A 23864-nucleotide genomic window follows, 5' to 3' on the forward strand; every position below is an offset into this window, starting at 1 on the left:
TATTCCCACGTCAGGGGTCAAGCAAAATGTTCCGCTTGTGTTCCGTGTGGTTTCAGTCCGGCGTGTAGGCGGTCAGATGCCCGTCCGCAAAGGTGACGACACGGTCCATGCGCGAGGCGAGTTCGTGATTGTGCGTTGCGACCAGCGCCGCAGCGCCCTCCTCCCGCACGCTGCGCTGGAAGGCTTCGAACACCGTATCCGCAGTCGCGGGATCGAGGTTGCCTGTGGGCTCGTCGGCTAGCAGGACATGCGGCCGATTGGCGAGCGCCCGCGCTATGGCGACACGCTGCTGCTCGCCGCCGGACAACTGGGAGGGCTGATGCAAGGCGCGATCGCCCAGGCCGAGCATGTCGAGCAGCTGGTTCGCCCGCTTCCGCGCCACGGCTTGTGACATGCCGGCGATCTGTTGCGGCAGCATGATGTTCTCGCAGGCATCGAATTCCGGAAGGAGATGGTGGAACTGATAGACGAAACCGATCTCCCAGCGCCGGATGGCGGTGCGTTGCCGATCGGTCAAAGCCCGCGTCGCCACGCCGCTAACGACCACGTCGCCGCTGTCAGGTCGCTCCAGAAGCCCCGCCGCGTGCAGCAGCGAGGACTTGCCCGACCCGGACGGACCGACGAGGCCGACGATCTCGCCCGGCCGCAAGTCCAGATCGATGCCCCGGAGCACCGGCAGCGCGCCCGCTTCCGTCACATAGGTGCGCTCGATCGCCTGGAGCTGGAGAACGGCCTCACTCATAGCGCAGCGCCTCCACCGGATCGAGACGGGCCGCGCGCCAGGCCGGCGGTAGCGTTACGAGCAGGGAAATCAGGAATCCGAAGACGGAGATGAAAACCACCTCGCCCCAGTCGAGCTCGGCCGGAATGCGATAGAGATAATAGACGCTCGGATCCCAGACCTGCGCTCCGGTCACGAAGGTGATCAGGTCCTGGATCGGGCCGATATTGATGACGAAGAGAATGCCGAGAACGATCCCGGCGAACGTGCCCGCCATGCCGATCGCCGCGCCGACGATGAGGAAGATACGCAGGATGGAAGACTGGGTCGCGCCCATGGTCCGCAGGATGGCGATATCCCGCCCCTTGTTCTTCACCAGCATGACCAGGCCTGAGATGATGTTCATCGCCGCGATCGCCACCACGATGGTGAGGATGAGGCGCATTGCCGTCCGCTCGAATTGCAGCGCGTTGTAGAAGGCCGGATCGAGCCGCGTGTAATCGTAGACGGAGGCGTTCGGGCCGGCGCGCGCGCTCACCGGCTCGACGAAACTCGCCGCCACGTCCGGATTGTCCAGGCGGATATGGACCATGTCGACGGCGCCATTGCGCACGAAGAAGAGCTGGCCCTGATCCAGCGGCATGAAGGCGACGCTGTCGTCGATGGTGGAGACGCCGGCCGCCAGGATCGCCCCGACATAATAGGCTTTCTGCTGCGGGCGCGCCCCGAAGACGGTCGGCGCCGCCCGGGCCGAGGTAAAGGTCACGCTGTCGCCGACATTGACCGCAAGACGCCTAGCCACGCCGGCGCCGAGAACGATGACATCGCCGCCATTGCGCCCGGCCCCGAACTCGGCGAGATCGCCATGTGTGAGACCGGTGGGACTTTGCGGGTCATCGCCGCTGCGGATCACATCCAGAGCCGCAAGATCTTCCGGCGCGATGGCGAGCACCTGGAGGAAAGTCTGGTAGCTGCCGGCTGTCGCCATGACCTGGCCCTGGACGACCGGATCGGCGCTCTTCACGCCCGGCATGGCTTCCAGGTCGCGTACCAGATCGTCGATATCGCCAGGGTCGAGATAGCGAGTATCCACATAGACATGCGGCTGAAAGCCGAGAAGCTGGTCGAAGAGCTGATTGCGGAAACCATTCATGATCGACATGACGGCGATCAGGCCCGTCACGGCCAGCATGATTCCCAGGAAAGAGATGATCGCGATCAGGGCGACGCCGCCATGACGCCGCTTGGCGCGCAGATAGCGCAGGGCAATGGTGAACTCGAACGGGCTGAAGGGCATGGCCCCGCGGGACCTGCCCTCACCCGGCGTTTCCGGTGCGGCCTGCGCGTCCGCCTCAGCCATCGGCAAAGGCCCGTTCTGCGAGGCGGTTCACGGCGTCTTCCGGCGAAAGCTCGTGCGTCTCGCCGGTGCGACGGATCTTGAGCTCGACCTTGCCCTCTTTCAGGCCGCGCGGCCCGATCACCAGCTGGTAGGGCAGACCGATCAGGTCCGCCGTGGCGAATTTGGCGCCGGCGCGATTGTCCGTGTCGTCATAGAGCGGATCGAGCCCGGCTCCGGTCAGCTTCGCATAGGCGTCCTCGCAGGCCGCATCGCAAGCCTCGTCGCCCGTACGCATATTGATGATGCCCACGCCGAAGGGCGCGACGCTCTCGGGCCAGATACAGCCCTTCTCGTCGTGATGCGCCTCGATGATGGCCCCGAGCAGACGCGACACGCCGACGCCGTAGGAGCCCATATGCACCGGGCGGTCCTTGCCGTCCGGATGGGTCACCAAAGCCTTCATGGGCTCGGAATACTTGGTGCCGAAATTGAAGATGTGGCCGACCTCGATACCCCGCGCGGAGAGCTGCCGATCCGCCGGCACCTGCGCGAAGGCGTCGGCATCGTGCATTTCCTCGGTCGCGGCGTAGAGCGCCGTGCGCTTGTCGACGAGCGGCTGGAGATCGCCCTCGAAATCGACGTCCGGTCCCGGCGCGCCCATCTCGACGAGATCGGCGTGACAGAAGACCTCGCTCTCGCCGGTTTCGGCGAGGACGATGAATTCATGGGAAAGATCGCCGCCGATCGGACCGGTGTCCGCGCGCATCGGCACCGCCTTCAGGCCCAGCCGGGCGAAGGTGTTGAGATAGGCCACGAACATGCGGTTGTAGGATTTGCGCGCCTGGCTCTCGTCGAGATCGAAGGAATAGGTGTCCTTCATCAGGAATTCGCGGCCGCGCATGACGCCGAAACGGGGACGGATCTCGTCCCGGAACTTCCACTGGATGTGGTAGAGGAGTTTCGGAACATCCTTGTAGGAGCGGCAATAGGCCCGGAAGATCTCGGTGATCATTTCCTCATTGGTGGGCCCATAGAGCATGTCGCGCTCGCGGCGGTCCGTGATGCGCAGCATCTCGGCGCCGTAATCGTCATAGCGTCCGCTCTCGCGCCACAGATCGGCCGGCTGGACGGTCGGCATCAGCATCTCGACCGAACCCGCGCGATCCTGTTCCTCGCGGACGATCTGCTCGATCTTCTTCAGCACCTTGTGGCCGAGCGGCAGCCAGGAATAGATGCCGGCCGCCTGCTGGCGGATCATGCCCGCCCGCAGCATCAGCTGGTGCGAGACGATTTCCGCGTCGGCGGGCGTTTCCTTGAGGACGGGCAGGAAAAAGCGGGACAGGCGCATCGGTTCAAATCCGGGCTGGAGACTCGTCCCCCATTAGACCGGGTTGGCAAGCGTTTACAAGGCGCGACTGCGGAGCTTTTCACCGCCTCGCGGCATCTCCGTCTAGACCACGATCTTCCCATAGACCTCGGCGTCGATATCGTTGACTTCCACGGTGATGGAACTCACCCCGCCTTCCAACGCATGGAGCGCGTCCGCGACGCGCCGGGCGCAGTCTTTCTTCTGCAGCGAGGTTCGCCCCGGCATGATGCGGATATCGACGTGTACGAAGGTGTAGTCGGCGGCGCCGTTATGGCTGGCCGTAACCGGGTGAACGCGGACCTTGATGTCTTCGCTGTCGAACAGGCCCGCCACATCCATGGCGGCGAAAACCGTATCGGCCAGGACCTGGTCGGAAACGGTCAGCCGGCCGGCGCCGGAATGTTCGATGATGGCATGAGGCATGACGGTCTCCCTGTCGTCCCGGAAATATGGGTCGGGGCCCGAACGTGCCCGCAACACCTGGATGCGTTAAGTTGCTCCGTCCGGAGGCCGTTGCAAGCGCGCGTCTGCACGCGGATATGCGATTACGCGTCGCCGCAAGAAGCGGGTGGGCTCAAACTTCCCCGTCAGGCAAGACAGCCCGGTCAAACCACCGGAGCCTCGCCATGACCTTCCAGATTTCCGGCCTTTCGCCGGCACCTTTCCTGCCCCTGTTCGAACTGAGCGATGCGGTCCTCGCCCGCCGCGGCATCGTCCGCACGGAAGCGACATCCAGGCCGGGCTTTCCCTGCCGAGTCACGCTGGACGATGCCGAACCGGGCGAAACCCTGCTTCTGCTCAATCATGAGAGCCATTCCGCACCGACGCCCTACCGCTCCGCTTATGCGATCTATGTCCGCGAACTGGCCCGCGATGCGGCGGTCTATACCGGCGACATCCCGCCGGTCATGAGGGGACGCCCGCTGGCGCTGCGCCTCTTCGACGCGCGCGGCATGCTGGCCGGAGCCGACCTCGTTCTCGACGGAAATCCGCGCGGGGCGATCGAGCGTGCGCTGGAACGGGACGCGATCGCCTATATCGACGTCCACAATGCGGCGTACGGATGTTTCGCTGCCCGGGTGACCCGCACGGAACGGGCTGGCTGAAGCGCCCCGCCTAGCCCCAATACCCGTCGGTCGGCAGCAGGTCGTTGATGTCGACTGTGGTGACGAGGATAAAATAGCCTATCCAGATCACCGAGGTGATCGAGGTCGTCCACCAGGCCTTCTGCTTGAGGTTCGGCGCCTCGGGCGCGCCGGGCTCCGAGCCCTCGAGCACGTCGCCCGCTTCTTCCTGCGAACGCACGCCGATCGGCAGCATGGTGAAGAAAACCAGCCACCAGGCGATCAGGAAGACCACGACGCCATTGGCGATGCCGGCGCCGCTGTCGCGGATGAAGAAGCGGGTCAGCCAGAGCAGGAAGGCGATGGCGACCGGTGCCGCCTTGAGCCAGCGGGACATCACTTCGGCTCCTGCATCAGTTCGATGAGCTGGCCGTTGGAGTTCTTCGGGTGGATGAAGATGACCGGAACGCCATGCGCCCCGATATAGGGCTCGCCCGTACCCAGCACCGTCGCGCCCTTGGCGACCATGTCGTCGCGCGCGGCGACGATATCGGGCACCTCGAAGCAGAGATGGTGCTGACCGCCCTTGGGATTGCGCTCGAGGAATTTGTGCACCGGGCTTTCATCGCCTAGCGGCTCGAGCAGCTCGATCTCGGAATTGGCGAGCTTCACGAAGGCGACGCGCACGCCGAGTTTCGGGAAATCCTTGGTCTCGGTCGCGTCGTCCGCGCCGTAGAGATTGGCGTAAGTCGCCTTGGCGGCCTCGATGTCCGGTACGGCCACGCCGACATGATTGAGACGTCCGATCTTCATGCCCGATCTCCTCACACTTCCAGAAGAATGACTTCGACCCAGGGCTTCTTGCCCCAGATCTGGTTGGCTTCGCGGCGCACGGCGCGGCGGATTTCCTCTTCGGCGACGTCGATATCGCGACGCTCGCGACGGCCCAGCTTGTCGTAGCGGCGCTCGGCGGCGTCCGCGAGGGCTTCCTCGAAATCCTCGAGGCTGTAGCGCGCATCCTCGGCCACGCCGGAGAAGCGGATTTCCGGGCCCGAGGCGACCTCGCCCTTCCCGCTGACCGCCATCGAGACGACGATCTGGCCCGCATAGGCGAGTTTGCGGCGCTCCCGCATGGAGAGTGCGTCGGCATCGGTGATGAAGTTACCGTCGACATGGAGACGTCCGGCAGGCGCCTCGTCGACGATGCGAGCCTTCTGACCGGCTTTCAGCTCGACCATGTCGCCATTGCGCACGGTCACGGCCTCCGGCACCTGCAGCTCGCGCGCGAATTTCGCGTGCTCGATCAGATGACGGCGCTCGCCATGCACAGGGATCGAGACCTGCGGCTGGGCCCAGCGGTACATCTGGGCGAGCTCGTCGCGGCAGGGATGGCCCGACACGTGGATCGGCCGGTCCTTCTCGGTGATGATATTGACGCCACGCTCGGCCAGCCGGTTCTGGAGCTGGAAAATCCCGATATCGTTTCCGGGAATGACGCGGCTGGAGAAGATCACCGTATCGCCGTCTCCCAGCGTCACATTGCGATGATTGCCCTCGGCGATGCGCGACAGAGCGGCCCGCGGCTCACCCTGGCTGCCTGTGCAGAGATAGAGAATTTTCTCGGGCGGGAAGAAGCCCGCCTCCTCTTCGCCGACGAAGTCCTGAACATGCTGCAACAGGCCGACGGATTTGGCCGCGGCCGTCATGCGGTGCATGGATCGCCCGACCAGGCAGACACGCCGGCCATTCGCCTCGGCGGCCTCGATGGCGGATTGCAGACGCGCGACATTGGAGGCGAAGGCGGCGATGGCAACCTTGCCCTTGTGCTCGCCGACCACCTTGATCAGCTCCTCGCGCACGCCCGCTTCCGAACCGGCTTCGCCCGGCGAGAACACATTCGTGCTGTCGCAGACCATGGCCAGCACGCCCTCTTCGCCCAGATCCGTGAGCGCAGAGACGTCCGTCGTCTCGCCGATCAACGGATCGGGATCGATCTTCCAGTCGCCCGTATGCAGGACGAGACCCGCCGGCGTGCGAATGGCAAGACCATTGGGCTCGGGAATGGAATGGGTCAGCGTGACCAGCTGGAAATCGAACGGCCCGAGATCGAACCGGCTGTCGAGCGCGATCTCATGCAGCTCGACCTCATCCTCCAGGCCGTATTCACGCAACCGGTCGCGGACCAGCCAGGCGGTGAAGGGCGTCGCCCAGATCGGACAGCGCAGACGGCGCCAGAGATGCGCGACAGCCCCCATATGGTCCTCGTGGGCGTGCGTGAGCACCATGCCCAGAAGATCTTCCGCGCGCTCCTCGATGAATGCCGGGTCCGGCATGATCAGGTCGACGCCCGGCGTCGACAGGTCCCCGAAGGTGACGCCGCAATCGACGATGACCCATTTCTGGCGATCCTCGGGGCCGTAGCCGTAGAGGTTCAGATTCATGCCGATTTCATCGGAGCCGCCGAGCGGCAGGAAGTAGAGGCTATCGGTCACTGACCACCGCCATTGCGTTTCCAGACTTCGAGAAGACCGCGGATTGTCAGGTCCGCGTCGTAATGATCGATGGTGCGCGAGGCGCCTTCGAACAGGGAGACCACGCCGCCGGTCGCGATGACCGTGACGGGGCCGGTGATTTCAGCCTTGAGCCGTTCGACCAGGCCGTCGATGAGGTCGATATAGCCCCAGAACACGCCGGACTGCATCGCTGTGACCGTATCCTTGCCCATCACGTTCGAAGGCTTGGCGATGGCGACCCGCGGCAGTTTCGCCGCTGCGGCGTGAAGGGCCTGCATGGACAGATTGATGCCGGGCGCGATTACACCGCCCTCGAAAGCGCCGTCCGCGGCGATCACGTCGAAGGTCGTCGCCGTCCCGCTGTCGATGATGATCAGCGCGCCCTCATAGGCCGCCCGGGCGCCGAGCGCGTTCACGAGGCGGTCGGCACCGGCATCCTGGGGCCGGTCGAGACGGACCTCGATATCCATTCTCACGCCCGGCTCGCCCACGATCACAGGCTCGCAATGGCAATAGCGGCGCGAGAGATTGCGCAGGTTGAACAGGGCCTGCGGCACCACGGTCGAGATCACACACGCATTGATGTCGTCGAACTTGAAGCCCTGCAGCGCCATCAGCTGGGAGAGCCAGACGGCATGCTCGTCGGCGGTGCGGGTGCTGTCGGTACCCGAGCGCCACTGCGCGACCCAGCTCTTGCCGTCATGGATGGCGAAAAGCGTATTGGTATTGCCGCAATCGATTGCCAGCAGCATGTGCGTCCTTTCCTGCCCCGCATCGGTGCGGAGCGACGGCCCGGCTGATCCTAGCCGCGCGCAGGCACGGCGTCCGGGAAAAACACTTCGCCTGCGGAGATATACCGTCGACCGCCGCCGTCCAAGTCCAGTCTCAGTGCGCCGTCCGGACCGAGGTCCGCGAATGTGCCGCGAAGCGTCTCGTTGGACAGGCGCGCCTCGCAGATATCGCCCAGGCCGTGAGCCCGGCTGAGCCAGCGATCGCGGATCGGGCCGAACCCGTCGAGCTGCCAGGCCGCCCGTTCTTTCTCGAAGGCGTCGATCAGGACATCCAGCGCGGTTTCGCGGTCGAGGGTTTCGCCAGCACTGGCGAGCGAGATCGCCGGACGCTCCACATCCTGCGGCGCGGCGGCGAGATTGATACCGATCCCGATGGCGATCCACAGGCCGCCGCCGGGCGCCTCGCCCGACTCGAGCAGAATGCCAGCCGCCTTGCGACCGTCCACGAGCACGTCATTGGGCCATTTCAGACGGGTCCGGGCCGTGTCGCCAAGCGCTCTGTCGCAGACCGCCGCCACGGCAAGTGCCGCCGCGAAGGAAAGCTCCGACGCACGGGCGGCATCGACCTGCAGCGTATAGAGGCCGGTAGTGAAGAGATTGCCGTCGAGGCCGGTCCAGGCGCGGCCGCGGCGTCCCCGGCCCGCAGTCTGCCGGCGCGCGGCAATCCAGAGCGGACCGCGCTCGCCGCCGATCGCCCGCTCGCGCGCGTCCTGGTTGGTCGAGGCGGTCTCGTCCAGCCAGTCGATACGGGGCGCGAGCGGGGCCAAGGCCTAGAGCGTCGCCAGACCGACCGAATAGGCGCGATAGACCAGCCAGCCAAGAACCGGCAGCAGGACCACGGTCGAAAGGCCGGCGAGACGCGTCACCCAGTAGATGCTCGGCGCGGCCGGAACGAATTCGATCTCGGAGCTGTCGAACCAGATCACCTTCACGACGCGCAGATAATAGGCCGCGCCCACGACGGAGAAGAGTACGGCCAGCACGGCAAGGATCATCAGGTCTGACTGCACGGCGGCATAGATCAGGAAGAATTTCCCGAAAAAGCCGACCATGAAGGGCAGACCGCCGATGGAGAACATCAGCGCCGTGATCGACCAGCCCAGGCCCGGATTGCGCTGGGCGAGACCGGCCAGATCATCGACCTGCTCGACCATGCCTTCGCGCGTCCGCATGGACAGGATGCCGGCGAATGAACCGATCACGCTGATCATGTAGAGCGTCAGATAGACGAGCAGCGCCCACAGACCGGTCTGGCTGGCCGCTGCGACGGCTACCAGGGCGTAGCCCATATTGCCGATCGAGGAATAGGCCATCAGACGCTTGATGTTCTGCTGGGTCAGCGCGCCGAAGGCGCCCACGGCCATGGACAGGACCGCCAGCACCCAGACAATGTCCCGCCACTGATCGACCATCTCGCCGAAGGGCTCGGTCAGGAGGCGGGCGAGCAGGATCATGGCGGCGAATTTCGGCGCCGTTGCGAAGAAGGCCGTGACAGGGGTCGGTGCGCCTTCATAGACGTCCGGCGTCCACATGTGGAAGGGCGCGGCAGAGACCTTGAAGGCCAGGCCCGAGATCACGAAGACGAGGCCGAAGATCAGGCCGACGGACGGGCCGCCGGCAACCGCAATGGCGATTTCGTTGAAGCCGGTCGCGCCGGTAAAGCCGTAAACCAGGGACGCACCGTAGAGCAGCAGCCCCGAGGACAGGGCACCGAGCACGAAATACTTCAGGCCGGCTTCCGAGGCGCGCAGGCTGTCACGGTTGAAGGCGGCGAGCACGTAGAGCGCCAGCGACTGCAGCTCGATGCCCATATACATGGCGATCAGGTCGTTGGCCGAGATCATCATGATCATGCCGGTGACGGCCAGCGCGACCAGGATCGGATACTCGATCTTGCCGAGCTTCTCCGCCTGCAGATACGGCATGGCCAGCAGCATGGCGATCGCGGCCACGAGGGTCACGGCGACCTTGGAGAAACGCGCAAGCCCGTCGAAGACGAAGCTGCCGTTGAAGGCCTGCCCCTCGCCGCCGACGAGGAAGAGAGTCGCAAAACCGGCACCGGCCAGCAGCGCAACCGTCAGCCATTGAACCAGCTTGTTGACGCCCTCGCCCTTCAGGAAGACGCCCAGCATCAACAACGCCATGGCGCCGCCGGCCAGCATCAGCTCGGGAATGAGAAGCGACAAATCCTGGGAAAGCATGTCCGCCGTCATGGCTCGCGGCTCCTACTGTGCCAGCACGGCGATCGCCGCGTCATAGTTGGAAATCAGATGGTCGACCGAAGCCGCCGTCACGTCGGTGATCAGGGTCGAGAAGAAGCCGAGAACCAGCGTACCGATGATGAGCGGAATGAAGATGATCCATTCGGTCAGATTGAGGTCGCTGATATTCTCCAGCTTCGGATTGGTCATCTCGCCGAAGACCACATTGCGGTAGACGGTCAGCATGTACATAGCCGACAGGATGACGCCGGCAGCCGCGCCGGTGGCGATCCACCAGTCGACCTGGAAGGCGCCGACCATCGTCATGATCTCGCCGATAAAGCCCGACGTGCCCGGCAGGCCGACATTACCCATGGCGAACAGGGCGAATACAGCGGCATAGACCGGCATCTTGTGCACGAGACCGCCATAGAAGGCGATTTCGCGGGTGTGCATGCGATCGTAGATCACGCCGACGCAGAGGAAGAGCGCGCCAGAGATCACGCCGTGCGAGATCATCTGGAAGATCGCGCCCTGCACGCCGACATCGTTCATCGCGAACAGGCCCATCGTCACGAAGCCCATATGGGCGACCGAGGAATAGGCGATCAGCTTCTTGATGTCGGTCTGCCGGAAGGCGACCAGCGAGGTGTAGACGATGGCGATGATCGACAGGATGAAGACCAGCGGCGCGAAATAGTCGCTCGCCTCAGGGAACATCGGCAGCGAGAAGCGAAGGAAGCCGTAACCGCCCAGCTTCAGCAGCACGCCGGCCAGGATCACAGAGCCGGCCGTCGGTGCCTGCACGTGCGCGTCCGGGAGCCAGGTATGGACCGGCCACATCGGCATCTTCACCGCGAAGGAGGCAAAGAAGGCCAGCCACATCCACATCTGGGCGTTACGCGTAAACTCCGTTTCCAGCAGGACCGTGATGTCCGTCGTTCCCGCCTGCAGGAACATGTAGATCATCGCGACCAGCATCAGCACGGAGCCGAGCAGGGTGTAGAGGAAGAATTTGAAGGCCGCATAGACGCGGTTCTGACCGCCCCAGACGCCGATGATGAGAAACATCGGGATCAGGCCGCCTTCGAAGAAGACGTAGAACAGGACCAGATCGAGTGCCGTGAACACGCCGATGATCAGCGTCTCCAGCAGCAGGAAAGCGATCATGTAGTCCGCCACCCGCTTCTGGATCGATCCGGATGCCAGAATACAGATCGGCATCAGGAAGGCCGTCAGCAGCACGAAGAGCACCGAAATACCGTCCACGCCCATGCGGTAGCCGAGGCCGATCTGGTCGAGCCAGGTGATCTCGTGCACGAACTGGAAGCCGGTGTTCTCCGGGTCGAAGTTCAAGACCAGCAGGACAGAGAGCAGTAGCGTGACCATCGTCGTCAGGAAGGCGACGACGCGTGAATTCCGGTCGATCAGGGCCTGGTCCTCGGACCGGGCTGCGAACCGGAAGATCGCAATGACCAGCGCACCGACGGCCGGGACGAAGGTCAGGATCGAAATGAAGGCTTCGAACTCGCCGAACATCTATTGGCCTCCTGCGCCGGTAACGATCCAGAGCGTGAAGCCCAGAACGCCGATCAGCATGACGAATGCGTAGTGGTAGAGATATCCGGACTGGGCCTTGGCCAGCCGGCGGGCCGCTGCAAGCGTGGTTCCCGCGAACCCGTCCGGGCCGAGACCGTCGATGATGCGAACATCGCCGATCTTCCAGAACAGGTCGCCGAGCCCCTTGGCGCCGCGAACGAAGACGAACTGGTAGATCTCGTCGAAATACCACTTGTTGTAGAGGAAGCTGTGCAGCGGGCCGCCACGTGCAGCGATGCGCGCCCCGATGCCTTCCTTGACGATGTAGAACCAGACCGCACCGAAGAAGCCGACCCAGGTCACGATGAAAGGTGCCCAGAGGACCCAGGTGGGCGGATGGTGCCCGCCATGGTGTTCCTCTGCGCCATGCGCATCATCGGCCTGCGCCGCGACTGCGTGCCCGGCATCGGCAGTGCTGGTCTCACCGTGCGAGTCGTCTGCGACAGCATGATCCCCGGTCGCTTGCTCGTCCGCGGCGTGCTCAGCATCGGCATAAGTACCCTCGACGGCATAACCTTCGGCATATTCGGGATAATTGCCTTCCGCATAGGGACCAGCCGGGACGGCGTCGCCCCAGAAACCGAACGCGCCCTTGCCGACGAAGTCGTCCTTGAACATGGCACCGGCGAAGACCGCACCGATCGCCAGCAGGACCAGCGGACCGGTCATCACCCAGTTGCTGTCATGGGCGTGGTCATAGTCTTTCTGCTCGCCACGGAAGGAACCGTGGAAGGTCATGAAGATCAGGCGCCAGGAATAGAAGCTGGTCAGCAGCGCCGCCACGACGCCGATCCAGAAGGCCGGCATGCCGAAGAAGAGACCTTCCTGCCCCATCATGAAGGCTTCCTCGATGATCATGTCCTTCGAGTAGAAGCCGGCGAAGCCGATGCCGCCCAGCTCGACGCCGAACAGCGTGAAGGGCGGCAGGCCGACGCCGGTAAGCGCGAGCGTACCGATCAGCATCAGCCCCCAGGTCATGGGCATCATCTTGTGCAGACCACCCATCTTCCGCATGTCCTGCTCGTCGTGCAGGCCGTGAATGACGGCGCCCGATCCGAGGAAGAGCAGCGCCTTGAAAAAGGCGTGCGTGAAGAGGTGGAACATGGCGGCCGAATAGAGACCGAGGCCCGCCGCGAAGAACATGTAGCCGAGCTGCGAACAGGTCGAATAGGCCACGACACGTTTGATGTCGTTCTGGGCCAGGCCGACCGTCGCCGCGAACAGCGCCGTCACGGCACCGATCACCGTCACGAAAGCCGACGCTGCCGGCGCCGCTTCGTAGATCGGGAAACAGCGCACGACGAGGAAGACGCCGGCCGTCACCATCGTCGCGGCGTGGATCAGCGCGGAGACCGGCGTCGGGCCTTCCATCGCGTCCGGCAGCCAGACATGGAGGAAGAACTGGGCCGACTTGCCCATGGCGCCGATGAAGAGCAGGAAGGCGATCAGCTCGATCGCATTGAACTGCATGCCCGCAAAGGCCAGCACATCCTCGCCATGGCCGCCGATGGCGCCGAACACGTCGTCGAAGCTCACCGAGCCGAAGACGAGGAAGAGCGCCATGATGCCGAGCGCGAATCCGAAATCGCCGACGCGGTTCGTCACGAAAGCCTTGATGGCCGCGTCATTGGCCGACTTCTTCTTGTACCAGAAGCCGATCAGGAGATAGGACGCCAGGCCCACCCCTTCCCAGCCGAAGAAGAGCTGGAGGAAGTTGTCGGCGGTCACCAGGGCCAGCATGGCGAAGGTGAAGAGCGACAGGTAGGAGAAGAAGCGCGCGCGGTGCGGATCGTGGGACATGTAGCCCCAGGAATAGACGTGCACCAGCGAGGAGACCGTGGTCACCACGACCAGCATCACCGCGGACAGGCTGTCCAGCTTGATGGCCCAGGAGACGTCGAAGGCCCCGACGCTCATCCAGGTGGCGAGATGGATGGTCTGGGTATTGCCGCCCATGGTGACGTCGAAGAAGACGATCCAGGACAGTATAGCGGCCAGCAGCACGGAAGCCGTGGTCACGGTCTGCGCGGCGCGGTGCCCGATATAATTCCCGAACAACCCGGCAAAGATCGAGGCCAGGAGCGGCCCGAAGACGATAATGGGTGCCATGGTTCCCCTAGCCCTTCATCAGGTTGACGCCCTCAACCGAGATGTCACCCCGGTTGCGGAAGAAGACGACGAGAATGGCGAGGCCCACGGCGGCTTCGGCCGCGGCCACGGTCAGAACGAAGAGTGCGAACACCTGTCCGGCCAGATCCCCGAGGAAGCTGGAGAAGGCCACCAGATTGATGTTCACCGAGAGCAGGATGAGCTCGATCGACATCAGGAGGATGATGACGTTCTTCCGGTTCACGAAGATGCCGAACACACCGATCGTGAAGATCATCGCTGCGACGGCGAGATAATGCCCAAGGCCCACCTCGATCATTCTCCAATCCCCTGTCCCGGCTTGATGTCGTGCATTTCGATGGCGTCCTTGCGGTCGCGGCCGACCTGGGCCGTCACGCTCTGGCGCTTGACGCCCGGCTTGTGGCGGAGGGTCAGCACGATGGCGCCGATCATGGCGACCAGCAGCACGAGGCCGGCCGTCTGGAAGAAGTAGATGTACTGGTCGTAGATCACGAGACCGAGCGCCTCGATATTGCTCATGCCCTCCGGCATGGCAGCCGCGCGCAGCGCTTCAGCCTGCGGGGAGACCTGCCATGTCATGCCGATCATGGCGAGTTCAGCCGCCAGCACGAGCGCGATCAGGCCGCCCAGCGGCAGATAGCTCAGAAAACCCTGCTTCAGCTCGGTGAAGTCCACGTCGAGCATCATCACGACGAAGAGGAAGAGCACCGCGACCGCGCCGACATAGACGACGATGAGCAGCATCGCCAGGAATTCGGCGCCCAGCAGCACGAAGAGTCCCGCGGCCGAGATAAAGGCCAGGATCAGGAACAGAACCGACCTCACCGGGTTGCGTGCGATAACGACCATCAGGGCCGACAGTATCGCCACTCCGGAAAAGGCCCAGAAGGCCAGGTTTGCGAGCATGGCGCCCTCTTCCTCTCAAATGCGTCCTTAGCGAACGTGCCGCCTCAGCGGTACGGCGCATCCAGTTCAAGGTTCTTGGCAATTTCCCGTTCCCAGCGATCGCCGTTCTCGAGAAGTTTTGCCTTGTCGTAGAATAGTTCTTCGCGGGTTTCGGCGGCGAACTCGAAGTTCGGGCCTTCCACGATTGCATCCACCGGGCATGCCTCCTGGCAGTAGCCGCAATAGATGCATTTCGTCATGTCGATGTCGTAGCGCGTCGTGCGGCGGGAGCCGTCCTCGCGCGGTTCGGCCTCGATGGTGATCGCCTGGGCCGGACAGATCGCCTCGCACAGCTTGCAGGCGATGCAGCGCTCTTCCCCGTTGGGATAGCGGCGCAGCGCATGCTGGCCACGGAAGCGCGGGCTGAGCGGTCCCTTCTCGAAGGGATAGTTCAGCGTCGCCTTCTTCTTGAAGAAGTAGCGCATGCCCAGCCCGAAAGCGGACCAGAAGTCCATCAGGAGGGCGCCACGGATGGTCTGCTGCAAACGGCTCATGGGCTTTATCCTTGCGGGCCGTAGACGACGGCGGCGCCGACCAGCGCGACCGCGGCCAGGGAGGCGGGCAGGAAGATCTTCCAGCCCAGACGCATCAGCTGGTCGTAGCGGTAGCGCGGCACCAGGGCCTTCACCATCGCGAACATGAAGAAGAAGAAGACGACCTTGATGGCGAACCAGAAGAAGTACCAGGCCTGCGTCACCAGGTACGGCCAGTCGGCCACGAAGCCGTCCGGGAAGGGCGCGTTCCAGCCGCCGAAGAAAAGGATCGTCGTCATCGCGCACATCAGCACGATGTTGAGATACTCGCCGACCATGAAGAGCAGGTACGGGGTCGAGGAATACTCGACCTGGTAGCCGGCCACGAGCTCCGATTCCGCTTCGGGAAGGTCGAAGGGCGGGCGGTTGGTCTCGGCCAGCGCGGAGATGAAGAACATCGCCGCCATCGGGATCATCACCAGGAACATGGGCAGCGGGAAGGCGTGGAAGGCCAGCAGGTTCCAGTTCCAGAACCCGCCCGCCTGCAGCTCGATGATGTCCGACAGGCGCATGGAGCCGGCGAAGAGCAGAACGGTCACGATGATGAAGCCGATGGAGACTTCATAGGAGACCATCTGAGCCGCCGAGCGAAGCGCGCCCAGGAAGGGATATTTCGAGTTGGAGGCCCAGCCGCCGATAATGATGCCGTAGACGCCCAGCGAGCTCATGGCGAAGAGATAGAGGATGCCGACATTGATGTCCGCGATCACCCAGCCCGGCGCGACCGGCACGACAGCCCAGGTCACGAAGGCGAGGATCAGGGTCAGTAGCGGCGCCAGCAGATAGAGCGAACGGTCCGCGCCTGCGGGGACGACGATTTCCTTGAACACGAACTTGAAGAAGTCGGCGAAGGATTGCAGCAGACCGAAGGCGCCGACCACGTTCGGGCCCTTGCGCATCTGCACGGCGGCCCAGACCTTGCGGTCCATCAGCAGCAGGAAGGCCAGCGAGATCAGCAGGACAATCACGAAGGCCAGGATCTGGCCAAGAACCGCCAGCGTGCCCCAGAGCGGGCCGAATTGTGAGACGAAATCGCTCATCGCTTACTCCGCAGCCATCTCGGCCGGCCCCTGGGCGATGGCGGAGCATTCCGCCAGCGTCCTGGAAGCCCGCACAATCGGGTTCGTGAAATAGAAGTTCTCGACGGCCGGCTTGAACGGCGTGTCGGCGACATCGCCGGCGGCACCGATCGTCTTGGCATCGAACTCCGCAGCCGTGGCCGCGCCCGGGGCATGATCGATTCCGCCCAGAACGGGAACGTCCTCGAACAGCTTGTGACGCAGCTCGGTGATATTGTCATAGGGCAGCGTCTTGCCGAGCCGGTCGGACAGCGCGCGGAAGATGGCCCAGTTCTCCTTCGCCTCGCCTTTCGGGAAGGTCGAGCGGAAGGCCAGCTGGACGCGGCCTTCGGTATTGGCGAAGAGACCGTCTTGCTCCGTCCAGGCAGCGCCCGGCAGGATCAGGTCGGCCCGGTGGGCGCCATTGTCGCCATGGCTGCCGACATAGATGACGAAGGCATCGCCGAAGCTGGACATGTCCAGCTCGTCCGCGCCCATCAGGATCACCGTATCCATCGCCGTGGACTGCATGCCCGCCACATCGTGACCGCCCTCGCCCGGCACGAAGCCGAGATCGAGACCCGCCACGCGGCTGGCAGCCGTGTGCAGCACGGAGAAGCCGTTCCACTCTTCGCTCACGGCGCCGACGGCGGCAGCCAGCTCGCCCGCCGCGCGCAGCACCTGGGCGCCATCGGCACCCGTCAGGGCACCCGCGCCGAGCAGGATGAGTGGACGCTTGGCGTCCTTGAGGGTCTTGATGAAGCCGGAACGCTTCTTCTTGAGCCCGGCCAGGTCGGCTGCAGACGTGCCGACATGCTCGTAGTCATAGGTCAGGTCGACCGGCTCGCCGATCAGACCCACCTTGGTGTCGTTGTGAAGCCAGGTCTTGCGGATGCGGGCATTGATGATGGCCGCTTCGGTGCGCGGGTTGGAACCGACGATGAGGATCGCATCGGCGTCCTCCATCCCCGCAATCGTGGAATTGAAGAGATACTCTTCGCGCTTGCCGTCCCCGTTTTTGGCACCAACTTTCGCGCCGTCCTGACGGCAGTCGTAGGACGCGATGCCGAGTGCGTCGAACAGGTCCTTGGCGGCCTTCATTTCCTCGGCCGAGCAGAGATCGCCGGCGATCGCGCCGATCCTGGAGGCATCGCCGGACAGGCGCTTGGACGCGATCTCGAGCGCTTCCGGCCAGCTCGCCGGACGCAGCTTGCCGTTCTCGCGGACATAGGGCTTGTCGAGACGCTGACGTCCGAGACCTTCCCAGGCATAGCGCGTCTTGTCGGAGATCCACTCCTCGTTCACGCCCTCATGGACGCGCGGCAGGATGCGCAGCACGGCGCCGCTGCGGGCGTCGACGCGGATATTCGAGCCGACCGCATCCATCACGTCGATGGTCTCGGTCTTCTTCAGCTCCCACGGGCGGGCGTTGAAGGCATAGGGCTTGGAGGTGAGCGCACCGACCGGGCAGAGATCGATGACATTGCCGGACAGCTCCGACGTCACCGCGTTCTCGAGATAGGTCGTGATCTCGGCATCCTCGCCGCGGCCGATCATGCCGATCTCCGGCACGCCGGCGACCTCGGTGACGAAGCGGACGCAGCGCGTGCACTGGATGCAGCGCGTCATCTCCGTCTTGATGATCGGGCCCATTTCCTTGTCTTCGACCGCGCGCTTGTTCTCCGGGAAACGGGAACCGGTACGGCCATAGACGAGAGACTGGTCCTGCAGGTCGCATTCGCCGCCCTGGTCGCAGATCGGGCAGTCGAGCGGGTGGTTGATGAGGAGGAACTCCATCACCCCTTCGCGGGCCTTCTTGACCATGGGCGAGAGCGTATTCATCGCCGGCGGTTCGCCATTCGGCCCGCCGCGCATATCGCGCACATTCATCGCGCAGGACGCAGCCGGCTTCGGCGCGCCGACGAGCTCGACGAGGCACATGCGGCAATTGCCGGCCACGGACAGGCGCTCGTGATAGCAGAAGCGCGGAATTTCCCGCCCGGCTGCCTCGGCCGCCTGCAACAGCGTGTAGGAATTCGGAACCTCGATTTCCTCGCCGTCGATAATGATTTTGCGAAGGTCGTCGCTCATGCTGCGATCCCTGCTGTTGTGGGCTTAGGCGCCCGAATCCAAAAAACTGTGCCCCAGGCGGCGCCAGCGAGCACAGTCGTGGCCAGCGCAACCAGAAAGCCGGGGTCCGAGAAAGGAATAAAGTTCGGCCCGGAGCCCGTTTCCACGGTCGTGAGCCTTGAGAGCACAAAAAAGACCATTGGAGGCAGTGCGTAGACTGCCGCTCCCAGAAAGAGATTGCCCATCTTCCTGACTTCGTGCCCGAAGCGCTTGAAGAGGCTGCTCGCGATCAACCATACAAGACCGAAAACATGAAACGCGACGAGCAGATCGATCAGAAAGCCGACCATCGCCGCTGCGAGCCCGCCGGCAACCAAACGCGGATCGCCAGACGTCAATGCAGACATGAACTCCGGCCCTGAGAGGACGAGAGCGGCGACAAGGGCAGCCAGAACGTATGTGAGGAAAGTTCTCACGTCCGCCCTACTCCGCTGCCACTTGCGACACGAACACCGGCTTGCCGGCGCGATAATTGTTGATGCGGTCCTCGATTTCGGACCGGAAATGGCGGATGAGGCCCTGGACCGGCCAGGCGGCCGCGTCGCCGAGGGCGCAGATCGTGTGACCTTCGACCTGGCCGGCGACGTCGAGCAGCATGTCGATCTCCTCGATCGAGCTCTCGCCACGCGCCATCCGCTCGAGCACACGCCACATCCAGCCGGTGCCCTCGCGGCACGGCGTGCACTGGCCGCAGCTCTCATGCCGGTAGAAGTAGGAAATCCGCGCGATCGCCTTCACGACGTCGGTGGACTTGTCCATGACGATGACGGCAGCGGTGCCGAGACCGGATTTGTGCGCCTGAAGGGCGTCGAAATCCATCAGCACGTCGTCGCAGATGTCCTTCGGCAGAAGCGAGACGGACGAACCGCCCGGAATGACCGCCTTGAGATTGTCCCAGCCGCCGCGCACGCCGCCCGCATGGGTCTCGATGAGGGTCTTGAGCGGGATGCCCATCACTTCTTCGACATTGCACGGATTGTTCACATGGCCGGAGATCGAGAAGATCTTGGTGCCGACATTGCGCTCGCGGCCGAAGCCGGCGAACCATTCGGCGCCGCGGCGCAGGATCGTGCCCGCGACGGCGATGGACTCGACATTATTGACCGTGGTCGGGCAGCCGTAGAGGCCGGCATTGGCCGGGAAAGGCGGCTTCAGGCGCGGCTGGCCCTTCTTGCCTTCCAGGCTTTCCAGCAAGGCCGTCTCCTCGCCGCAGATATAGGCGCCGGCGCCGTGATGGATATAGACGTGGAACGGCCAGCCATGGACGTTCTTCTCGCCGATCAGCTTGGCCTCATAGGCCTCCTTGACCGCCTTCTCCATCGCCAGGCGTTCGGTGACGTATTCGCCGCGCAGATAGATATAGCAGGCGTGAGCCTGCATGGAGAACGAGGCGAGCAGGCAGCCCTCGATGAGAAGATGCGGATCGTGCCGCATGATCTCGCGGTCCTTGCAGGTGCCCGGCTCGGATTCGTCGGCATTGACGACGAGATAGTGCGGGCGGGCGCCCACTTCCTTGGGCATGAAGGACCATTTCAGCCCGGTCGGGAAACCGGCGCCCCCACGACCGCGCAGGCCGGACGCCTTCATCTGGTCGATGATCCAGTCGCGCCCCTGCTCGAGCATTTCCTTGGTACCGTTCCACGCCCCGCGCTGCTTGGCAGCCTCGAGGTCCGGCGAGTGGTGGCCGAACAGGTTCGTGAAGATACGGTCCTTGTCCTGGAGAAGCTGGGTCATGGTCTAGCCCTCCGCCTTTGCCGACTTCGCCTTGCCCTTGGGGGCAGCGTTCGGCAGCTTGATCTTCTTGGCCTTGGAGCCGTCATAGAGCGACGGATCGGAGAGGACCTTGGTGCCGTGCGGCTCGGAGGCATTGCGCTCCGATTGCGGGCCGTACTCGACCTTTTTGCCGGCAGCGAGGTCGTCGAGGAGCTTCTCGAACTTTTCGCCGTCCAGGTCCTCGATGTAGTGGTCGCCGTCCTTGTTGGCGAGCTGGATCATCGGGGCATTGGCGCAGGCGCCCATGCACTCCACCTCGACCCAGGTGAACTTGCCGTCCTCGGACATCTCGTGCTGCTTGCCGATGCGGTTCTTACAGACGGAGATGAGATCGTCCGAGCCGCGCAGCATGCAGGGCGTGGTGCCGCAGACCTGGATCAGGTGCTCGCCGACCGGCTCCAGGTTGAACATGGTGTAGAAGGTCGCGACCTCGTAGACGCGGATATAGGGCATGCCCAGCCGGTCCGCGATCTCGCGGATGGCGGGTTCGGAGACCCAGCCTTCCTGCTTCTGCGCGATCCACAGCATCGGGATGACCGCCGAGGCCTGCTTGCCCTCGGGATATTTGGCCAGCCAGAACTTGATCTCGTCCTCGCTCTTCTTGTTGAAGGCGAAGCTGTCCGGCTGTTCCTTCGCGAGACGGCGAACGCTCATCGGTCGATCTCCCCGAAGACGACGTCGAGCGATCCGATAATGGCCGAGACGTCGGCGAGCATGTGCCCGCGATTCATGAAATCCATGGCGGCAAGGTGGGCAAAGCCCGGTGCGCGGATCTTAACGCGGTAAGGCGTGTTGGATCCGTCGGCGATGAGGTAGACGCCGAATTCGCCCTTGGGCGCCTCGACGGCGGCATAGCACTCGCCCTCTTCGACGCGCACACCCTCGGTATAGAGCTTGAAGTGCTGGATGAGCGCTTCCATGGAGCGCTTCATCTCGGCGCGGCGCGGCGGCGAGAACTTGGAGTCGGTGGCCAGCACCTCGCCCGTATTCTCCGGCTTCATGAGCCAGTCGCAGCACTGGATCATGATCTTCACCGACTCGCGCATCTCTTCCATGCGGCAGAGATAACGGTCGTAGCAGTCGCCGTTCTTGCCGACCGGAATCTCGAAATCGAGCTCGTTATAGACTTCGTAGGGCTGCGAACGGCGCAGATCCCAGGCGAGGCCCGAACCGCGCACCATCACGCCGGAAAAGCCCCAGGCGAGCACGTCTTCCTTGGTCACGACGCCGATATCAACATTGCGCTGCTTGAAGATGCGGTTCTCGGTCAGGAGGCTGTCGATATCGTCGAGCGCCTTCGGGAACTCGTCGCACCATTTGCGGATGTCTTCGATCAGCTTCGGCGGCAGGTCCTGGTGCACGCCGCCCGGACGGAAATAGTGGGCGTGCATGCGCGAACCGGAAGCGCGCTCGTAGAAGACCATCAGCTTCTCGCGCTCCTCGAAACCCCAGAGCGGCGGCGTCAGGGCGCCGACGTCCATGGCCTGGGTCGTCACGTTCAGCAAATGGTTCAGGATACGGCCGATCTCGCAATAGAGCACGCGGACATACTGGCCGCGCTTGGGCACCTCGATGCCGGCGAGCCGCTCGGCCGCCATGCAGAAGGCATGCTCCTGGTTCATCGGCGCGACGTAGTCGAGACGGTCGAAATAGCCGATGCCCTGGAGATAGGTCTTGTGCTCGAGCAGTTTTTCGGTGCCGCGGTGCAGAAGGCCGATATGCGGGTCGACACGCTCGACAACCTCGCCGTCCAGCTCCAGCACGAGGCGCAGCACACCGTGCGCAGCCGGGTGCTGCGGACCGAAATTGATGGTGAAATTGCGTTCGGCGCCCTGGGCCTTGGTCATATCGTCAGCCATGACTCAGCCCTCCGCCTTTTCGTCGCCCGGGATGACGTATTTCGCGCCTTCCCACGGGCTCATGAAATCAAAGTCGCGATATTCCTGAACGAGCTCGACGGGTTCGTAGACCACCCGCTTCTGCTCCTCGTCCCACCGCACTTCCACGAAGCCGGTGAGCGGGAAGTCCTTGCGCAGCGGATGCCCCTCGAAACCGTAATCGGTGAGCAGGCGGCGCAGGTCCGGGTGACCGGAGAAGACGATGCCGTACATGTCGAAGGCCTCGCGCTCGAACCAGTCGGCAACCGGATAGACCGGGATCACGCTGGGTACGGCGGTCTCGGCATCGGTCGACAGCTTCACGCGGATGCGGTGGTTCTGGTGCATCGACAGGAGATGATAGACAACCTCGAAACGCTCGGAGCGCTGCGGGTAGTCGACACCGCAGATATCGATCAGCGTGGTGAAGCGGCAGGCCGGATCGTCACGCAGGAAGGTCAGCATGCCCTCGATCTGATCGCGGTGGATTTCCACGGTCAGCTCGCCATGCGTGATATGCCATCCGGTGACGGCGTCTTCCCGGGCCGATGCGATGTGCTCGCCGAGGAGTTTGAGAGCTTCGCTCATAGACAGTCTCTCCTAGCGCTCGATCGAGCCTTCACGGCGGATCTTCTTCTGCAGTTGCAGAATGCCGTAGACCAGCGCTTCGGCGGTCGGCGGGCAGCCCGGCACGTAGACGTCGACCGGGACGATCCGGTCGCAACCGCGCACGACGGAATAGGAATAGTGGTAATAGCCGCCGCCATTGGCGCACGACCCCATCGAGATGACGTAGCGAGGCTCGGGCATCTGGTCATAGACCTTGCGAAGCGCCGGAGCCATCTTGTTGGTGAGCGTACCCGCCACGATCATCACGTCCGACTGGCGCGGGGACGCCCGCGGCGCGAAGCCGAAGCGCTCGACGTCGTAGCGCGGCATGGAGGCCTGCATCATCTCGACCGCGCAGCAGGCGAGACCGAAGGTCATCCACATCAGCGAGCCCGTCCGGGCCCAGGTCACCAGATCGTCGGCAGCCGCGACGACGAAGCCCTTGTCGGCCAACGCGTCGCTGACGCCGTCGAAGAACGGATCGTGCTTCTTCGGATCATAGCCGGGAACGGCGGCGCGGCCGGCCATGCCGGCATGGGGGGTCAGGTCAGAGGTCATGGATCACTCCCAGTCCAGCGCGCCTTTTCTCAGCTCGTAAATGAAGCCGATGGTGAGAACAGCGAGGAAAACCATCATCGACCAGAACTCGAACACGCCCAGATGCTCTTTCAGGGTCACGGCCCAGGGGAAGAGGAAGGCGACCTCGAGGTCGAAGATGATGAAGAGGATGGCGACGAGGTAGAAGCGCACGTCGAACTTCATCCGGGCGTCGTCGAAGGCGTTGAAACCGCATTCGTAGGTCGAGACCTTTTCCGGGTCCGGCTTGGACGGCGCGATCACGAAGGCCGCGAGCATGAAGCCCAGGCCTATCGCCGCTGCAATTCCGAAAAAGATCAGGATGGGCAGGTAATCGAGAAGCAATGCGTCCATCGCCGGGCCTCGCCTTCTTGTGTCCGTTTCGGTGCGGGACACCCTTTAAAAGGGTAGGCGCGATACGCAAAAAGGCGAATCGGAAACGCCAAAAGGGGCCCCTGCCCGATTTCGCGCGGAAGCTAGAGCGCAGCGGCGCTGCGGGCAAGGCCTAAGAGCGGCCTGAAATCAGTTGGCGGCACCTCGATCCGGGGATAATCAATAATATTTGAGAATGACTTGCAACAAGTGCCGTGCGGATCATCATCGCCGAAGCTATCGGATACCCGTTGAAGCAAACCG

At 63.7% G+C, this 23864-nt stretch carries 25 protein-coding genes; 1 reads left to right on the forward strand and 24 read right to left on the reverse strand.

The annotated features are described in order from the left end of the window. Positions 1–52: 52 nt before the first annotated feature. The 4 genes from AC13HB_RS12630 to AC13HB_RS12645 form a co-directional block, all read right to left on the reverse strand. Positions 53–742, reverse strand: coding sequence for an ABC transporter ATP-binding protein (locus tag AC13HB_RS12630; protein ID WP_482950128.1), 690 nt, complete (start codon positions 740–742; stop codon positions 53–55). Beyond that, positions 735–2081, reverse strand: coding sequence for a lipoprotein-releasing ABC transporter permease subunit (locus AC13HB_RS12635; protein WP_482950129.1), 1347 nt, complete (start codon positions 2079–2081; stop codon positions 735–737). The genes AC13HB_RS12630 and AC13HB_RS12635 overlap by 8 nt, the downstream gene beginning before the upstream one ends. Beyond that, complete coding sequence (proS, locus tag AC13HB_RS12640; protein ID WP_482950130.1) at positions 2074–3408, reverse strand: proline--tRNA ligase; 1335 nt, start codon at positions 3406–3408, stop codon at positions 2074–2076. The genes AC13HB_RS12635 and proS overlap by 8 nt, the downstream gene beginning before the upstream one ends. Positions 3409–3510: 102 nt before the next feature. Beyond that, on the reverse strand, positions 3511–3852 hold the full coding sequence (locus tag AC13HB_RS12645) for a 5-carboxymethyl-2-hydroxymuconate Delta-isomerase (RefSeq protein WP_482950131.1): 342 nt from the start codon (positions 3850–3852) through the stop codon (positions 3511–3513). Positions 3853–4055: 203 nt separating this feature from the next. On the opposite strand from AC13HB_RS12645, the gene AC13HB_RS12650 reads away from it, so the two are divergent. Beyond that, positions 4056–4535: a DUF1203 domain-containing protein gene (locus AC13HB_RS12650; RefSeq protein WP_482950132.1), complete on the forward strand. Its 480-nt coding sequence runs from the start codon at positions 4056–4058 to the stop codon at positions 4533–4535. Positions 4536–4545: 10 nt separating this feature from the next. On the opposite strand, the gene AC13HB_RS12655 is transcribed toward AC13HB_RS12650, so the two are convergent. From AC13HB_RS12655 to AC13HB_RS12750, 20 genes are all read right to left on the reverse strand, one after another. Further along, positions 4546–4890 (reverse strand): DUF1467 family protein, encoded by a 345-nt coding sequence (locus AC13HB_RS12655; RefSeq protein ID WP_482950133.1) that lies wholly within the window; start codon positions 4888–4890, stop codon positions 4546–4548. After that, positions 4890–5306 (reverse strand): methylmalonyl-CoA epimerase, encoded by a 417-nt coding sequence (mce, locus tag AC13HB_RS12660; protein WP_482950134.1) that lies wholly within the window; start codon positions 5304–5306, stop codon positions 4890–4892. The genes AC13HB_RS12655 and mce overlap by 1 nt, the downstream gene beginning before the upstream one ends. Before the next feature lie 11 nt (positions 5307–5317). After that, a complete protein-coding gene (locus tag AC13HB_RS12665) occupies positions 5318–6934 on the reverse strand; it encodes a ribonuclease J (RefSeq protein ID WP_482950310.1) in 1617 nt (538 codons plus the stop codon). A 47-nt stretch (positions 6935–6981) separates the two neighbouring features. Continuing rightward, the gene (locus tag AC13HB_RS12670; RefSeq protein ID WP_482950135.1) at positions 6982–7758 is read right to left on the reverse strand and encodes a type III pantothenate kinase; all 777 of its coding nucleotides are present in this window, start codon (positions 7756–7758) and stop codon (positions 6982–6984) included. Positions 7759–7808: 50 nt separating this feature from the next. Then, entirely contained in the window at positions 7809–8564 is a 756-nt protein-coding gene (locus tag AC13HB_RS12675; RefSeq protein WP_482950136.1) for a biotin--[acetyl-CoA-carboxylase] ligase, read from the reverse strand. Positions 8565–8567: 3 nt separating this feature from the next. Next, entirely contained in the window at positions 8568–10010 is a 1443-nt protein-coding gene (gene nuoN, locus AC13HB_RS12680; RefSeq protein WP_482950137.1) for an NADH-quinone oxidoreductase subunit NuoN, read from the reverse strand. A gap of 12 nt (positions 10011–10022) precedes the next feature. Next, complete coding sequence (locus AC13HB_RS12685; protein WP_482950138.1) at positions 10023–11537, reverse strand: NADH-quinone oxidoreductase subunit M; 1515 nt, start codon at positions 11535–11537, stop codon at positions 10023–10025. After that, positions 11538–13706, reverse strand: a complete 2169-nt coding sequence (gene nuoL / locus AC13HB_RS12690; protein WP_482950139.1) for an NADH-quinone oxidoreductase subunit L — start codon at positions 13704–13706, stop codon at positions 11538–11540. Positions 13707–13713: 7 nt separating this feature from the next. Then, positions 13714–14022 (reverse strand): NADH-quinone oxidoreductase subunit NuoK, encoded by a 309-nt coding sequence (gene nuoK, locus AC13HB_RS12695; RefSeq protein WP_482950311.1) that lies wholly within the window; start codon positions 14020–14022, stop codon positions 13714–13716. Beyond that, complete coding sequence (locus AC13HB_RS12700; RefSeq protein ID WP_482950140.1) at positions 14022–14633, reverse strand: NADH-quinone oxidoreductase subunit J; 612 nt, start codon at positions 14631–14633, stop codon at positions 14022–14024. The genes nuoK and AC13HB_RS12700 overlap by 1 nt, the downstream gene beginning before the upstream one ends. A gap of 44 nt (positions 14634–14677) precedes the next feature. Further along, a complete protein-coding gene (nuoI, locus tag AC13HB_RS12705) occupies positions 14678–15166 on the reverse strand; it encodes an NADH-quinone oxidoreductase subunit NuoI (RefSeq protein ID WP_482950141.1) in 489 nt (162 codons plus the stop codon). A 5-nt stretch (positions 15167–15171) separates the two neighbouring features. Next, positions 15172–16245, reverse strand: coding sequence for an NADH-quinone oxidoreductase subunit NuoH (nuoH, locus tag AC13HB_RS12710; RefSeq protein WP_482950142.1), 1074 nt, complete (start codon positions 16243–16245; stop codon positions 15172–15174). A 3-nt stretch (positions 16246–16248) separates the two neighbouring features. Next, a complete protein-coding gene (gene nuoG / locus AC13HB_RS12715; RefSeq protein WP_482950143.1) occupies positions 16249–18354 on the reverse strand; it encodes an NADH-quinone oxidoreductase subunit NuoG in 2106 nt (701 codons plus the stop codon). Next, entirely contained in the window at positions 18351–18740 is a 390-nt protein-coding gene (locus AC13HB_RS12720) for a hypothetical protein (protein ID WP_482950144.1), read from the reverse strand. Before AC13HB_RS12720 ends, nuoG begins: the two co-directional genes overlap by 4 nt. Positions 18741–18816: 76 nt before the next feature. Beyond that, a complete protein-coding gene (nuoF, locus tag AC13HB_RS12725; protein WP_482950145.1) occupies positions 18817–20127 on the reverse strand; it encodes an NADH-quinone oxidoreductase subunit NuoF in 1311 nt (436 codons plus the stop codon). Between the two features lie 3 nt (positions 20128–20130). Continuing rightward, the gene (gene nuoE / locus AC13HB_RS12730; RefSeq protein ID WP_482950146.1) at positions 20131–20820 is read right to left on the reverse strand and encodes an NADH-quinone oxidoreductase subunit NuoE; all 690 of its coding nucleotides are present in this window, start codon (positions 20818–20820) and stop codon (positions 20131–20133) included. Then, entirely contained in the window at positions 20817–22013 is a 1197-nt protein-coding gene (locus AC13HB_RS12735) for an NADH-quinone oxidoreductase subunit D (protein WP_482950312.1), read from the reverse strand. Before AC13HB_RS12735 ends, nuoE begins: the two co-directional genes overlap by 4 nt. Before the next feature lie 15 nt (positions 22014–22028). Beyond that, positions 22029–22631: an NADH-quinone oxidoreductase subunit C gene (locus AC13HB_RS12740; protein WP_482950147.1), complete on the reverse strand. Its 603-nt coding sequence runs from the start codon at positions 22629–22631 to the stop codon at positions 22029–22031. 12 nt (positions 22632–22643) lie between these two features. After that, a complete protein-coding gene (locus AC13HB_RS12745; protein WP_482950148.1) occupies positions 22644–23210 on the reverse strand; it encodes a NuoB/complex I 20 kDa subunit family protein in 567 nt (188 codons plus the stop codon). A 3-nt stretch (positions 23211–23213) separates the two neighbouring features. Beyond that, entirely contained in the window at positions 23214–23582 is a 369-nt protein-coding gene (locus AC13HB_RS12750; protein ID WP_482950149.1) for an NADH-quinone oxidoreductase subunit A, read from the reverse strand. Positions 23583–23864: the final 282 nt, after the last annotated feature.

This window comes from Maricaulis sp. B-26, assembly GCF_056857855.1.

Bases quoted from the DNA above. Each gene is read 5' to 3' on its own strand.
- AC13HB_RS12630 (WP_482950128.1), bottom strand. From the start codon at position 742: ATGAGTGAGGCCGTTCTCCAGCTCCAGGCGATCGAGCGCACCTATGTG.
- AC13HB_RS12635 (WP_482950129.1), bottom strand. From the start codon at position 2,081: ATGGCTGAGGCGGACGCGCAGGCCGCACCGGAAACGCCGGGTGAGGGC.
- proS (WP_482950130.1), bottom strand. From the start codon at position 3,408: ATGCGCCTGTCCCGCTTTTTCCTGCCCGTCCTCAAGGAAACGCCCGCC.
- AC13HB_RS12645 (WP_482950131.1), bottom strand. From the start codon at position 3,852: ATGCCTCATGCCATCATCGAACATTCCGGCGCCGGCCGGCTGACCGTT.
- AC13HB_RS12650 (WP_482950132.1), top strand. From the start codon at position 4,056: ATGACCTTCCAGATTTCCGGCCTTTCGCCGGCACCTTTCCTGCCCCTG.
- AC13HB_RS12655 (WP_482950133.1), bottom strand. From the start codon at position 4,890: ATGTCCCGCTGGCTCAAGGCGGCACCGGTCGCCATCGCCTTCCTGCTC.
- mce (WP_482950134.1), bottom strand. From the start codon at position 5,306: ATGAAGATCGGACGTCTCAATCATGTCGGCGTGGCCGTACCGGACATC.
- AC13HB_RS12665 (WP_482950310.1), bottom strand. From the start codon at position 6,934: ATGAATCTGAACCTCTACGGCTACGGCCCCGAGGATCGCCAGAAATGG.
- AC13HB_RS12670 (WP_482950135.1), bottom strand. From the start codon at position 7,758: ATGCTGCTGGCAATCGATTGCGGCAATACCAATACGCTTTTCGCCATC.
- nuoN (WP_482950137.1), bottom strand. From the start codon at position 10,010: ATGACGGCGGACATGCTTTCCCAGGATTTGTCGCTTCTCATTCCCGAG.
- AC13HB_RS12685 (WP_482950138.1), bottom strand. From the start codon at position 11,537: ATGTTCGGCGAGTTCGAAGCCTTCATTTCGATCCTGACCTTCGTCCCG.
- nuoL (WP_482950139.1), bottom strand. From the start codon at position 13,706: ATGGCACCCATTATCGTCTTCGGGCCGCTCCTGGCCTCGATCTTTGCC.
- AC13HB_RS12700 (WP_482950140.1), bottom strand. From the start codon at position 14,633: ATGCTCGCAAACCTGGCCTTCTGGGCCTTTTCCGGAGTGGCGATACTG.
- nuoI (WP_482950141.1), bottom strand. From the start codon at position 15,166: ATGAGCCGTTTGCAGCAGACCATCCGTGGCGCCCTCCTGATGGACTTC.
- nuoH (WP_482950142.1), bottom strand. From the start codon at position 16,245: ATGAGCGATTTCGTCTCACAATTCGGCCCGCTCTGGGGCACGCTGGCG.
- nuoG (WP_482950143.1), bottom strand. From the start codon at position 18,354: ATGAGCGACGACCTTCGCAAAATCATTATCGACGGCGAGGAAATCGAG.
- AC13HB_RS12720 (WP_482950144.1), bottom strand. From the start codon at position 18,740: ATGTCTGCATTGACGTCTGGCGATCCGCGTTTGGTTGCCGGCGGGCTC.
- nuoF (WP_482950145.1), bottom strand. From the start codon at position 20,127: ATGACCCAGCTTCTCCAGGACAAGGACCGTATCTTCACGAACCTGTTC.
- nuoE (WP_482950146.1), bottom strand. From the start codon at position 20,820: ATGAGCGTTCGCCGTCTCGCGAAGGAACAGCCGGACAGCTTCGCCTTC.
- AC13HB_RS12735 (WP_482950312.1), bottom strand. From the start codon at position 22,013: ATGACCAAGGCCCAGGGCGCCGAACGCAATTTCACCATCAATTTCGGT.
- AC13HB_RS12740 (WP_482950147.1), bottom strand. From the start codon at position 22,631: ATGAGCGAAGCTCTCAAACTCCTCGGCGAGCACATCGCATCGGCCCGG.
- AC13HB_RS12745 (WP_482950148.1), bottom strand. From the start codon at position 23,210: ATGACCTCTGACCTGACCCCCCATGCCGGCATGGCCGGCCGCGCCGCC.
- AC13HB_RS12750 (WP_482950149.1), bottom strand. From the start codon at position 23,582: ATGGACGCATTGCTTCTCGATTACCTGCCCATCCTGATCTTTTTCGGA.